Here is a 12,337-nt window from a genome sequence, read left to right as displayed (position 1 = left end):
CCGCCGGGTGCCGCTCCTAGGACGGCCCGCTGGGCGGCCGCCGCGAGTTCCCGCCGGTCCGGGTGCCGGCCCGGCGGGATCCTCGGCAGCAGCCACACCTCGGCGCGCACCCCGCGCGCCCGGGCGATCCGCCACAGGGAGGCGGTCAGCGGGTCGTCCCCGACGAAGGCGGGCGCCCCGGCGGCCTCCCCGTCCGCCAGCCGGTAGCGCAGCCGCACCGGCTGTACGGGGACCCGCGCGTCCAGCGCCGACTGGAAGGCGGCCCGCCGGAAGGGCCCCTGGGCGCGCCCGCACCAGGTGGAACCCTCGGGGAAGACGGTGATCCGGTCCCCGGCGAGCAGCGCCCGGGTGAGAGTGGCGACGGTGGCGGGCAGGGCCCGGATCCGGTCGCGTTCGATGAACAGGGTGCCCGCGCGGGCGGCGAGCCCGCCGAGCACCGGCCAGCCGCCGATCTCGCTCTTGGCCAGCATCCGGCAGGGCAGCACGGCCGTGACGAGGGGGATGTCCAGCCACGAGATGTGGTTGGCGACGATCAGCCGGGCCCCGTCCCCGCCGTGGGTTCCGTACACGGTGATCCGTATCCCCAGGGCCCGCAGGAGCGCCGCCGACCAGGCCCGGACGACGGCGTGGCGGGGCCGGGCGGGCAGCAGCCGGACCGGGGCGGCGCCGGGGACGGCGAGCAGGAACAGGGCGAGGGCGGTGGCGAGCCGGAGTACGGCACGCGGGACGCCCGCGGCCCGGCCGGGATGCCCGGCGCACTGCTGCGGGGTGCAGGGCGCGGTGGGCAGCCAGACGCTCATGCGCCCGGGGCGAGCGAGAGGAAGTGGTTCAGGTAGCGCGGGTTGGTCCGGCGCAGGGAGAGCAGCACGTACAGGTCCGCGCAGCCGAACCCGGCGTCCAGGGCGGGCTCCCCGCACACCCAGGCGCCGAGGCGCAGGTAGCCGCGCAGCAGGGGCGGCAGCTCCATGCGGCCGGGGACGGTGACGCCCTCGGGGCTCCACGGGAGGTGCGGGGTGACGCGGTACTCCTGCGGGGCGAGGTTGCGGGCCAGGACGGTCTCACGGGTGGCGGCGGCCAGCACCCCGCCGTCGGCCAGCGGGATCGAGCAGCAGCCGGCGAGCCAGTTGTGGCCGGAGCGCTCCATGTAGCGGGCGAGGCCGGCCCAGATCAGGGCGATGACGGCGCCGTTGCGGTGGTCGGGGTGCACGCAGGAGCGGCCGACCTCGACCAGGTCCGGGCGGATCGGGTCGAGGGCGGAGAGGTCGAACTCGCCCTCGGAGTAGAGGCGCCCGGCGACGGCGGCGCGCTCGGGGGGCAGCAGCCGGTAGGTGCCGACGACCTGCTCGGTCTCCTCGTCGAGGACGAGGAGGTGGTCGCAGTAGGCGTCGAAGGAGTCGATGTCGAGGCCCGGCTCGGGGCCGTCGAGGCGGGCGCCGAGCTCACCGGCGAAGACCTGGTGGCGCAGGCGCTGGGCAGCCCGCACCTCGTTCTCGTCCCGGGCGAGGCGGACGGTGTACCGGGGGGTGGCGGGGGCGGGGGGTGCGAGGGGGGACGGGGACAGGGGTGCGATGGTCATGGCTGCTCCTGATCCGGGCACGTGGGGCCGGGCCGCAGGTGGCGGGCCCGGCTCCTTTACTTCTTCCGTGACCGGCTGGATTCGACATGACCGCGCAGCGGCACTTGGATGTGCGGACGCTGAACTCAGCGGACCGGTGTCCCCCTCCCGGGCGAACCGGTGCCTTCTCGGCGCCTCGGCGCCCCGGCGGGCCGGTGCCCCGCCGGGCCGGGCCTCAGCGGTCCGAGCTGAGGACCTTGCTCACCGTGTCCGAGGCCGTCTTCGCGGCCTGCGCGGGGTCCTGCCCGTTCAGCACCGCCGTCATGTACGGCTTGATGGGATTCTTCGCCTCGACCTCGGCCCAGCGCGCGGACTTGGGGGTGGCCCGGCCCTGGGCGGCGCCGGCGGCCATGGCGGCGGCCCCGTCGTTGCCGTCGACCAGGTGCGCGAGGGTGGTCTTGTTGGGGACGTAGCTCATGGTGCGGGCGAGTTCCGTCTGCCACTTCTCGCTGACCAGGGCGGTGATCAGGTCGACGGCACGGTCACGCTGCCCGGTCTTCTCCGGGATGATCAGGTCGGAACCGCCGGTGAAGACGGCACCGGGCTTCTCGGAGGTCTTGCCGGGGATGGGGAAGAAGCCGAGCTTGCCCTTGAGCGCGGGGTTGGCCGCCTCGATCTGCGCGGCCTGGCCGGGCGGGGCGATGATCTGGGCGACCTGGCCGCGGGCGAAGACCTCGGACTGCGGGGGCGTCTCCTCGTCGGCGCCCCGGGGGCCGTCGCCGAGGCCCTGGAGCTGCTTGTAGAAGTCCATCCCGGCCAGCGCCTTCGGGTCGTCGAGGGCGCCGACCCACTGGCCGCTCGTCTCGACGGCCAGCTCGCCGCCCTCGTCCCAGATGAACCCGGCGAGGACGTACCAGTTCTGGCCGGGCAGGTAGATGCCCTGCTGGTCGCCCTTGTCGAGCTTCTGGGTGTCGGCGATCCATTCCTGACGGGTCTTGGGCGGAGTCTTGATCCCGGCGGTCGCGAAGAGGTCCTTGTTGTAGATGACCACCCGGTTGGCGGCGTACCAGGGGACCCCGTACTGGGCCCCGTTGACGCTGCCCGGGTCGGAAAGGCCCCGGAGCCAGTCCTTGCTGCCCCACGAGCGCAGGCCTTCGAGGGTGAGCTCGGAGAGGCCGCCGGCCTCGACGTACTGGGCGACCTGGGTGTTGCCGACCTCGATGACGTCGGCGCCCTCCTTGGCCGTGCCGTCCAGGACGGCGTTGACCTTGTCGCCGATGCCCTTCCACTCCTGCATCCGTACGTCGAGGTCGACGCCGGGGTGCTGCTTCTCGAAATCGGCCGTGAACTTCGAGATGAAGTCGTCCGAGGCGCTGCCCTTCATCAGCCAGAGGGTCACCTTCCCGGAGCCCGCGCCGGAACCGGCCGACTGGCCGCCACAGCCGGTCAGGGCGGCGGTCGCCGCGAGGGCCGTGCACAGGGCGAGGAAGCGCATCTTCACGGGGGTCACCGGGTCACCTTCTGGGGATGGATCTCAGATGGCTTGAAATTGGCATAGACCAATGAGCGGGTCAACCCCCTTCTCCCCGGGATTGTTCACGCAAAGTTCGCGGACCAGGCCGTACTGGGGCACCGTGGAACAAGGCAACAGCGACGACTGGCGGGAGACCCCCATGTCCAACCACACCTACCGGGTGACCGAGATCGTCGGCACCTCTCCCGAGGGCATCGATCAGGCCATCCGGAACGGGATCACCCGTGCGGGCCAGACCCTCCACCACCTGGACTGGTTCGAGGTCACGCAGGTACGCGGACACATCGAGAACGGCCAGGTCGCGCACTACCAGGTAGGACTGAAGGTGGGCTTCCGCCTCGACGGCGAGGAGTGACGGCCGGGGAGGACGGACCGGGCGCGCCGGCTCCCTCAGGTGCGCCCCTCGCCCTCCTGGGCGGACTTGAGCTCCGGCGCCTCGGCCGCCCAGTTGGCCAGAACCACGCGGAAACCGGCGGCGCGGGCGGCCTGGCAGACGAGTTCGTCGTCGTCGACGAGCATCCGGACCTCGCGGCCCCGCGCGAGGCGCTTCAGCACGTCCAGCTTGGTCAGCCGGGCCGGCCGCCGGTCCTGGTTCCCCCGCATCCACACCCGACCCTCGGGCAGACCGTGCCGGGCCAGCCAGTCGGCGGTGTCCGCCCGGCAGCGCTCCGGGCGGCCGGTCAGGTACACGACCTCGCAGTCGGCCGCGCTCTCCACCGCCAGCGCGATGCCCCGGGCCAGCGGCGGATCGGCCGGGGCCGCGCCGAAGAAGCCGTCCCAGTCCCGGGGGCGGCGCTCCAGGAAGTGCTGCCGGTGGGCGGTGTCGGCGAGGGTGTTGTCGATGTCGAAGACGGCCAGGGGTCTGCGGGGTGCGCTCTCTGTCATGACCGCAGCGTAAACGCCACTCAGCCCCGCCCGGCGGGGGGCGGGAATCATCCCGCGCGGCGGGCGTTGACAGCAGTGTGATGCAGAAGATCTCGATCCTCGACCGGTCCCGCACGCGTGAGGGGCAGCCCGCCGCGCGGGCGCTGCGCGACACCGTGGAGCTGGCCCGGGTGGCGGAGGAGCTCGGCTACCACCGCTTCTGGGTCTCGGAGCACCACAGCGTCCCCGGCGTCGCGGGCTCCGCGCCGACCGTCCTGGCCGCCGCCGTGGCCGCCGCCACCCGCCGCATCCGGGTCGGCACGGGCGGGGTGATGCTGCCCAACCACCAGCCGCTGGTGGTGGCGGAGCAGTTCGGCGTCCTGGAGTCGCTGTTCCCCGGCCGGATCGACATGGGCCTCGGCCGCTCGGTCGGCTTCACCGGCGGCATCCGCCGCGCCCTGGGCCGGGACACCGAGGACGCCGACCGCTTCGAGGAGCAGCTGACCGAGCTGCTTGGCTGGCTCGACGGCACCCAGCGCGCCCACCCGCAGGTGCACGCCCGCCCGGCGGAGGGGCTGCGGATCCCGCCGTTCGTCCTGGCCACCGGGGAGGGCGCGGGGATCGCCGCCCGCGCCGGGCTGCCGCTGGTGGTGGGCGACCTGCGGGCGCGCGACCGGGTCGTGGAGGTCATCGGCCGCTACCGCGAGCAGTTCCGCCCCTCCTCCTGGTGCGCGCGGCCCCACGTGCTGGTCTCCGGCACCGTCGCGGTCGCCGCCACCGAGGAGGCCGCCCGGCGGATCCTCGTCCCGGAGGCCTGGGCGCTGGCCCACTCCCGCACCCGGGGCAGCTTCCCGCCCCTGCGCCCGGCCGAGGAGGTCGAGGCGCTGGAGATGACCCCCAAGGAGCGCGAACTGTACGAGGGCGCCCTGACCGGGCACGTCGCCGGCACCCCGGAGCGGGTCGCGGCGGAACTCGCCCGGATCGCGCAGGACACCGGCGCCGACGAGCTGCTCGTCACCACCTCCACGTACGACCGTACGGCGCTGCTGGAGAGCTTCGCCGCGCTGGCCCGGCTCGCCAGACTGGGGTAGGGGCCTAAACTGGGGCGAATGCGCCACTCCCCCGACGCCCACTCCCCCGCCGCCGCCGGACGCGATGCCGTCGATCCCTACGTACGGGTGCGCGGCGCCCGGGAGCACAACCTGCGCGGGGTCGACGTGGACATCCCGCGCGACACGCTGACCGTCTTCACCGGCGTTTCCGGTTCCGGGAAGAGCTCCCTGGCCTTCGGCACCCTGTACGCGGAGGCCCAGCGCCGCTACTTCGAGTCGGTGGCCCCCTACGCCCGGCGGCTCATCCACCAGATCGGCGCCCCGAAGGTGGACTCGGTGACCGGGCTGCCGCCCGCCGTCTCCCTGGAGCAGCGCCGCTCCTCGCCGGGCTCGCGCTCCTCGGTGGGTACGGTCACCCTGCTCTCCAACTCCCTGCGGATGCTGTTCTCCCGGGCCGGTACGTACCCGCCCGGCGCGCCGCGCCTGGACTCGGACTCCTTCTCCCCCAACACCGCCGCCGGGGCCTGCCCCTCCTGCTCCGGGCTCGGCCGGATCCACCGCACCAGCGAGGAACTGCTCGTCCCCGATCCGTCCCTGTCGATCCGTCAGGGTGCCATCACCGCCTGGCCGGGGGCCTGGCAGGGCAAGAACCTGCGGGACGTGCTGGAGGCGCTCGGCCACGACGTGGACCGGCCCTGGCGGGAACTGCCGGCGGCGGAGCGGGAGTGGATCCTGTTCACCGAGGAGCAGCCGGTGGTCACCGTGCACCCGGTGCGCGATGCCGACCGGATCCAACGGCCGTACCAGGGCACCTACATGAGCGCGCACCGCTATGTGATGCGGACCTTCTCGGACACCAAGAGCGCCACCCTGCGGGCGCGCGCCGAGAGGTTCCTCACCGATGCGCCGTGCCCGGTGTGCGGGGGGCGCCGGCTGCGGCCGGAGGCCCTGGCCGTGACCTTTGCGGGCCGTACGATCGCGGAGCTCGCGGGGGTGGCGCTGACCGAGCTGGACGACGTACTCTCCGGCGCCCTGCCGCAGGGGGAGGCCGCCCGGGTGCTCGCGGAGGACCTGCGGGCGCGGATCGGGCCGGTCGTGGAGCTCGGGCTCGGTTACCTCAGCCTGGACCGGACCGCCCCGACGCTGTCGGCGGGCGAGCTCCAGCGGCTGCGGCTGGCCACGCAGCTGCGGTCGGGGCTGTTCGGGGTGGTGTACGTACTGGACGAGCCGTCGGCGGGGCTGCACCCGGCCGACACCGAGGCGCTGCTCGGCGTACTGGACCGGCTCAAGGCGGCCGGAAACACCGTCTTCGTGGTGGAGCACGACCTGGACGTGGTGCGGTACGCGGACTGGCTGGTGGACGTCGGCCCGCTGGCCGGGGAACACGGCGGCCGGGTGCTGTACAGCGGGCCGCCCGGGGAGCTGGCGGGCGTGGCGGAGTCGGCGACGGCCCGCCACCTGTTCGCGGGGACACCCGCGCAGGCCCCGCGGCCGGTGCGGACGGCCACCGGATCGGTCCGGCTGACGGACGTCGACCGGAACAACCTGCGGGGGGTGACGGCGGAGTTCCCCCTCGGGGTGTTCACGGCGGTGACCGGCGTGTCCGGTTCGGGGAAGTCCACGCTGGTGGAGGTGCTGGCGCGGGAGGCCGAAGGGCGGCTGGCGGAGCCGGACTTCCCGGTGCGGCGGCTGGTGGAGGTCGACCAGAAGCCGATCGGGCGCACGCCCCGCTCCAACCTGGCCACCTACACGGGGCTGTTCGACGTCGTGCGCAGGCTGTTCACCGCCCTCCCGGAGTCGAAGGCGCGCGGCTGGAAGGCCGGCCGGTTCTCCTTCAACGTGCCGGGCGGCCGCTGCGAGACCTGCCAGGGCGAGGGTTTCGTCTCGGTCGAGCTGCTCTTCCTGCCCAGTACGTACGCCCCTTGCCCCGCCTGCGGGGGTGCCCGGTACAACCCCGAGACGCTGGAGGTGCGTTACTGCGGGCTGGACATCGCGGAGGTGCTCGCTCTGACGGTGGAGGCGGCCGCGGAGTTCTTCTCGGGGGTTCCGGCGGCCGAGCGCAGCCTGCGGGCCCTGGCGGACATCGGGCTGGGGTACCTGCGGCTGGGACAGCCCGCCACGGAGCTCTCGGGCGGCGAGGCGCAGCGCATCAAGCTGGCGACGGAACTGCAGCGGCTGCGCCGGGACCACACCCTGTACCTGCTGGACGAACCGACGACGGGTCTGCACCCGGCCGATGTGCGGGTGCTGCTGGGACAGCTGCACGGGCTGGTGGACGCGGGGCATTCGGTGGTGGTCGTGGAGCACGACATGGAGGTGGTCGCGGGCGCGGACTGGGTCATCGACCTGGGTCCGGGCGGCGGTACGGAGGGCGGCCGCGTGACGGCCTGCGGCCCGCCCTCCGAGGTCGCCTCCTCGGCGGCCGCCCTGACGGCCCCGTACCTGGCGAGGGCGCTGGGCCGTTAGGGCGCTGGGCCGTTAGGGCGCTGGGCCGTCAGGGGGTCACGCGGCGGGCGGCGGCGGTCGGGGTCAGCCGCCGCACAGGGCCGTGTCCACGACGTCCTCCAGGTGCTCGGTGGCCTTGCCGTCCGGCGGGACGCTGGTCACCGCGATGTTGACGGCGCGATGGTCCTTGTCGGTGACTCCGCCGCGGGTCTCGAAACCGGGGATGTCACCGCCGTGGCCCCAGTAGACGCCGCCGCACGACAGCGGCCTGCTCATGATCCCCAGGCCGTAGCCGGCGCCGGTGTTCCCGATGGGGACGGTGGTGCGCATCTGGGTGAGCTGGGGCTCCTTGAGGAGCCGGCCCTCCAGGAGGGCGGTGTAGAACCGGTTCATGTCGGCGTTGGTGGAGATCATCTGACCCGCCGCCCAGCCCACGGAGGGGTCGATCGCCGTGACGTCGCGCAGCGGCGCGCCCGGGGCGTCGCGCTGGTAGCCGTGCGGGTGGGGTTCGCGGATGGTCATGTCGCCGGCGGCGGGGAAGTAGGTGTGGCGCAGGCCGATCGGCTTGATGACGCGCCGGTCGATCTCCTCGCCCAGCGGCCGGCCGGTGATCTTCTGCGCGATCAGCCCGGCAACCACGTAGTTCGTGTTGCTGTAGGACCACTTCTCGCCGGGGGCGAAGAGGGCTTCGCGCCCGAGGGCACGGTCGAGGAGGTCACGGGGTTCGAGGTAGCGGCCGTGCAGGACGTCCTCGTCGATGAGGTCCTCGTAGTCGGGGAGTCCGCTGGTGTGCTGGAGCAGCTGCCGGACATTGATCTTGTTCCCGTCGATGCCCTTGCCGCGGACCAGGCCCGGCAGGTACGTGTCGACCGTCGCGTCGAGGTCGACCTTCCCCTCGGCGACCAGCTGGAGCACGACCACCGCGGTGAACGTCTTGGTGCTGCTGCCTATGCGCACCTGGCCGTCGCCGGGCACCTTCGCGCCGGTGGCTATGTCCCCGACGCCCGCGGTGTAGGTGCGGGCGTGGCCCTTGGCATCCGTGACGGTCGCGAGGGCGGCGGGCTGGCCGTCGGAGCGTACGAGGGCGGTCAGTCCGCGCTGGACGGCGTCGGGCCCGGCGCCCGGCCCGGCGGCGAACGCCGCGGTGGGTGCCAGGACGCTCAGTACGACGGCGCCCACGGCCACCGCCGCCGTCGTGGAACGGAACCGGAACCTCTGCTTGGTCTGCTCGCGCACGGGCCAACTCCTTGGGGAATCATCGGGAAAGCCACGGTGTGTGGTGGGCCCAACGATTCCCGACGGGGGCGCGGCGGACGATCCCGCTACCGCCCGGCCCGTGGGTGGGGATAGCCCCCGGTCTCAGGCATCCCCGGGCAGAAGGTGCTGCGCCAGTTCCCGGAAGCTCCATTGCCCCTGGGTACGGGTGAAGGTCCAGACGAGGTCGTAGCGATCGGGCCAGTACGGGGGCAGGCCCAGGATCCGGTCCGCGCCGAGGGCGCGCAGCAGACGGGGGACGCCGCTGTCCTCCCAGCAGACGAGGACGGGCATCCGGGACCCCAGCACGGCCCGCGCCAGGTCCGCCTCGCCGCCGAGGGCGAACTCACCGCGTACGGGCATCCGCAGGGCGTGGGCCATCGGCTCCAGGGTCTGCTTGCACCGGACGGGGGCACCGGCCGGCCCGCCGGTCGCGAACAGCGCGGCGGGCCGGGGCAGGCGGGCGTGCTCGGACGGCGCGAACAGCTGGTGCAGCTCCTCGGCGCGGCGCACGCCCCGGCCGGCGAGGGAGCCGGGGTGCGGGACGCCGTCGTCGTCCTCGGCGGTGTCCCCGGGATACGGCTTCTCGGCGTGTCGGATCACCATGACGAGGGCGTCCTTCACGGACGGCTGCGGGCCCGGGGCCGGCCCGCGGCGCGCCTCCCCGGCGGTGCACCCGGCCGCCGCCAGGGGTGCGAGGGCGGCGGCCAGCACGCTGCGTCGGCGCGGTCCGGACCCGGCGGGGGCTTGTGGCATGGGGCCACTGAACCGCACGGGCCGCGCCCGCCCGGGGCGCGGCGCGGCGTACGCGCCGGTACGGGCGCCCGGTCGGCCGATCGGATCAGCCGATCGGCGGACGGCACCGGCCGTGGACGGCGCCGGCCGTGAACGGCTCTGGCCCCGGCTCTGACCCCGGCCCCGGCCGGCTCCCGGCGCGCCCGGCCGGTCAGCGCTTGCGGAGGGCGCGTAGCCACTCCTTGTTCATCGCGGCGATCGACGGCAGCGGGATGCCCTTGGGGCAGGCCGTGGCGCACTCGCCGGTCAGGGTGCAGCCGCCGAAGCCCTCGTCGTCCATCCGGGCCACCATGTCCAGCACCCGGGTCTCGCGCTCGGGCGAGCCCTGCGGAAGCACGCCGAGGTGGTTGACCTTGGCGGAGGTGAACAGCATCGCGGAGCCGTTGGGGCAGGCCGCCACGCAGGCGCCGCAGCCGATGCACTCGGCGTGCTCGAAGGCGGAGTCGGCGGCGGGCTTGGGCACGGCGGTGGCGTGGGCCTCGGGCGCGGATCCGGTCGGCGCGGTGATGTAGCCGCCGGCCTGGATGATCCGGTCGAAGGCGCTGCGGTCCACGACCAGGTCCTTGACCACGGGGAAGGCCGAGGCCCGCCAGGGTTCGACGTCGATGGTGTCGCCGTCGGCGAAGGAGCGCATGTGGAGCTGGCAGGTGGTGGTGCGTTCGGGGCCGTGCGCGTCGCCGTTGATGACGAGGCTGCACGCGCCGCAGATGCCCTCGCGGCAGTCGTGGTCGAAGGCGACCGGATCCTCGCCGCGCAGGATGAGGTCCTCGTTGAGGGTGTCGAGCATCTCCAGGAAGGACATGTCCTTCGAGATGCCGTCGACCTCGTAGGAGGCCATGGCGCCGGGGGCGTCGGCGTTCTGCTGGCGCCAGACGCGCAGGGTGAGCTTCATGCGTAGCTCCGCTGGGTGGGGTGGACGTACTCGAAGACGAGGTCTTCCTTGTGCAGGACGGGTGCGGCTCCGGTGCCGCGGTACTCCCAGGCGGCCGCGTAGCCGAACTCCTCGTCGCGGCGGGCGGCTTCGCCGTCCGGGGTCTGGGACTCCTCGCGGAAGTGGCCGCCGCAGGACTCGGCGCGGTGGAGGGCGTCGAGGCACATCAGCTCGGCGAGTTCGAGGTAGTCGACGACGCGGTTGGCCTTCTCCAGGGACTGGTTGAACTCCTGGCCGCCGCCGGGGACCTTGATCCGTCGCCAGAACTCCGCGCGGATCTCCGGGATGCGGGCGAGCGCCTTGCGCAGGCCCTCCTCGGTGCGGGCCATTCCGCAGTACTCCCACATCAGTTCACCGATCTCCCGGTGGAAGGAGTCGGGGGTGCGGTCGCCGTCGACGGCGAGCAGCGTGGCGAGGCAGTCGCGGGTCTCGCGCACGGCGGCCGCGGCCTCGGGGTGGCTGTCGTCGACCTGCTCGTGGTGCGGGTGGCGGGCCAGGTAGTCGTTGATGGTGGAGGGGAGGACGAAGTAGCCGTCGCCGAGGCCCTGCATGAGGGCGGAGGCGCCGAGGCGGTTGGCGCCGTGGTCGGAGAAGTTGGCCTCGCCGATCGCGAAGAGGCCGGGGACGGTGGTCTGGAGGTCGTAGTCGACCCACAAGCCGCCCATCGTGTAGTGCACGGCGGGGTAGATCCGCATGGGGACCTCGTACGGGTCCTCGGCGGTGATCCGCTCGTACATCTCGAAGAGGTTTCCGTACTTCTCGGCGACCTTGTCCCGGCCCATGCGGCGGATGGCGTCGGCGAAGTCGAGGTAGACGCCCTGGCCGCCGGGGCCCACGCCGCGGCCCTCGTCGCAGACGTTCTTCGCGGCGCGGGAGGCGATGTCGCGGGGCACGAGGTTGCCGAAGGAGGGGTAGATGCGCTCCAGGTAGTAGTCGCGCTCGTGCTCGGGGATCTCCGCGGCGGGGCGGGTGTCGCCCTTGGCCTGGGGGACCCAGATCCGGCCGTCGTTGCGCAGCGACTCGCTCATCAGGGTGAGCTTGGACTGGTGCTCGCCGGTGCGCGGGATGCAGGTGGGGTGGATCTGGGTGAAGCAGGGGTTGGCGAAGTGGGCACCGCGCCGGTGCGCCCGCCAGATGGCGGTCGCGTTGGAGTTCATGGCGTTGGTGGAGAGGTAGAAGACGTTGCCGTAGCCGCCGCTCGCGAGGACGACGGCGTCGGCGTAGTACGTGGAGATCCGGCCGGTGACCAGGTCGCGGGCGACGATGCCGCGGGCCACGCCGTCGACGGTGATCAGGTCGAGCATCTCGGTGCGGGCGTGCATCTCGACGTTGCCGGCGGCGATCTGGCGGGACAGCGCCTGGTAGGCGCCGAGCAGCAGCTGCTGTCCGGTCTGGCCGCGGGCGTAGAAGGTGCGCGAGACCTGGACGCCGCCGAAGGAGCGGGTGTCGAGGAGGCCGCCGTACTCGCGGGCGAAGGGGACGCCCTGGGCGACGCACTGGTCGATGATCTCGACGGAGATCTGGGCGAGGCGGTGGACGTTGGACTCGCGGGCGCGGAAGTCGCCGCCCTTGACGGTGTCGTAGAACAGGCGGTGGACGGAGTCCCCGTCGTTGCGGTAGTTCTTCGCGGCGTTGATGCCGCCCTGCGCGGCGATGGAGTGCGCGCGGCGGGGCGAATCGGAGAAGCAGAACTGGACGACCTGATAGCCCTGCTCGGCGAGGGTGGCGCCGGCCGCGCCGCCCGCCAGGCCGGTGCCGACGACGATGACGCGGTGCTTGCGGCGGTTGGCGGGGTTGACGAGCCGGGCCTCGAAGCGGCGGCGGTCCCAGCGTTCGGCGATCGGGCCGCCGGGGGCCTTGGTGTCGGCGATCGGTTCGCCGGTGGTGTAGTGGGTGTACTCGGTCAT

10 protein-coding genes and 1 pseudogene are annotated in these 12,337 nt (G+C 73.4%); 3 read left to right on the top strand and 8 right to left on the bottom strand.

The genetic code is table 11. The annotated features are described in order from the left end of the window. Positions 1-269: 269 nt before the first annotated feature. From ACZ6ZT_RS00710 to ACZ6ZT_RS00700, 3 genes and pseudogenes are all read right to left on the bottom strand, one after another. Positions 270-800 (bottom strand): annotated as a pseudogene (locus ACZ6ZT_RS00710) (lysophospholipid acyltransferase family protein); the annotation flags it as partial. Next, the gene (locus ACZ6ZT_RS00705) at positions 797-1,576 is read right to left on the bottom strand and encodes a GNAT family N-acetyltransferase (RefSeq protein WP_469714196.1); all 780 of its coding nucleotides are present in this window, start codon (positions 1,574-1,576) and stop codon (positions 797-799) included. The pseudogene ACZ6ZT_RS00710 and the gene ACZ6ZT_RS00705, both read right to left, overlap by 4 nt. 214 nt (positions 1,577-1,790) lie before the next feature. Further along, the gene (locus ACZ6ZT_RS00700; RefSeq protein ID WP_469714991.1) at positions 1,791-3,056 is read right to left on the bottom strand and encodes an extracellular solute-binding protein; all 1,266 of its coding nucleotides are present in this window, start codon (positions 3,054-3,056) and stop codon (positions 1,791-1,793) included. A gap of 172 nt (positions 3,057-3,228) precedes the next feature. Between ACZ6ZT_RS00700 and ACZ6ZT_RS00695 the strand changes: the two genes are divergently transcribed. After that, a complete protein-coding gene (locus ACZ6ZT_RS00695; protein WP_469714989.1) occupies positions 3,229-3,444 on the top strand; it encodes a dodecin in 216 nt (71 codons plus the stop codon). 35 nt (positions 3,445-3,479) lie between these two features. Here ACZ6ZT_RS00695 and ACZ6ZT_RS00690 read toward each other — a convergent pair whose 3' ends face one another. Continuing rightward, a complete protein-coding gene (locus ACZ6ZT_RS00690; RefSeq protein ID WP_469714194.1) occupies positions 3,480-3,974 on the bottom strand; it encodes a phosphatase domain-containing protein in 495 nt (164 codons plus the stop codon). An 80-nt stretch (positions 3,975-4,054) separates the two neighbouring features. Between ACZ6ZT_RS00690 and ACZ6ZT_RS00685 the strand changes: the two genes are divergently transcribed. Further along, positions 4,055-5,044 carry an MsnO8 family LLM class oxidoreductase gene (locus ACZ6ZT_RS00685; RefSeq protein WP_469714191.1) on the top strand — a complete coding sequence of 330 codons (990 nt, stop codon included), beginning with the start codon at positions 4,055-4,057 and terminating at the stop codon, positions 5,042-5,044. Positions 5,045-5,062: 18 nt separating this feature from the next. Beyond that, positions 5,063-7,471 carry an excinuclease ABC subunit UvrA gene (locus tag ACZ6ZT_RS00680; protein ID WP_469714189.1) on the top strand — a complete coding sequence of 803 codons (2,409 nt, stop codon included), beginning with the start codon at positions 5,063-5,065 and terminating at the stop codon, positions 7,469-7,471. Between the two features lie 63 nt (positions 7,472-7,534). On the opposite strand, the gene ACZ6ZT_RS00675 is transcribed toward ACZ6ZT_RS00680, so the two are convergent. The 4 genes from ACZ6ZT_RS00675 to ACZ6ZT_RS00660 all read right to left on the bottom strand — a co-directional run bounded on the left by ACZ6ZT_RS00675 (position 7,535) and on the right by ACZ6ZT_RS00660 (position 12,337). Continuing rightward, on the bottom strand, positions 7,535-8,686 hold the full coding sequence (locus ACZ6ZT_RS00675; protein ID WP_469714187.1) for a serine hydrolase domain-containing protein: 1,152 nt from the start codon (positions 8,684-8,686) through the stop codon (positions 7,535-7,537). A 123-nt stretch (positions 8,687-8,809) separates the two neighbouring features. After that, on the bottom strand, positions 8,810-9,460 hold the full coding sequence (locus ACZ6ZT_RS00670; RefSeq protein ID WP_469714185.1) for a hypothetical protein: 651 nt from the start codon (positions 9,458-9,460) through the stop codon (positions 8,810-8,812). Between the two features lie 190 nt (positions 9,461-9,650). Further along, a complete protein-coding gene (locus tag ACZ6ZT_RS00665) occupies positions 9,651-10,391 on the bottom strand; it encodes a succinate dehydrogenase/fumarate reductase iron-sulfur subunit (protein ID WP_469714184.1) in 741 nt (246 codons plus the stop codon). Beyond that, complete coding sequence (locus tag ACZ6ZT_RS00660) at positions 10,388-12,337, bottom strand: fumarate reductase/succinate dehydrogenase flavoprotein subunit (protein WP_469714182.1); 1,950 nt, start codon at positions 12,335-12,337, stop codon at positions 10,388-10,390. The genes ACZ6ZT_RS00665 and ACZ6ZT_RS00660 overlap by 4 nt, the downstream gene beginning before the upstream one ends.

It is taken from the genome of Streptomyces sp. NPDC102258, assembly GCF_055584685.1.
Note: the sequence above shows the minus strand (reverse complement) of the source record. Positions and strands in the feature narration are given on the sequence as shown.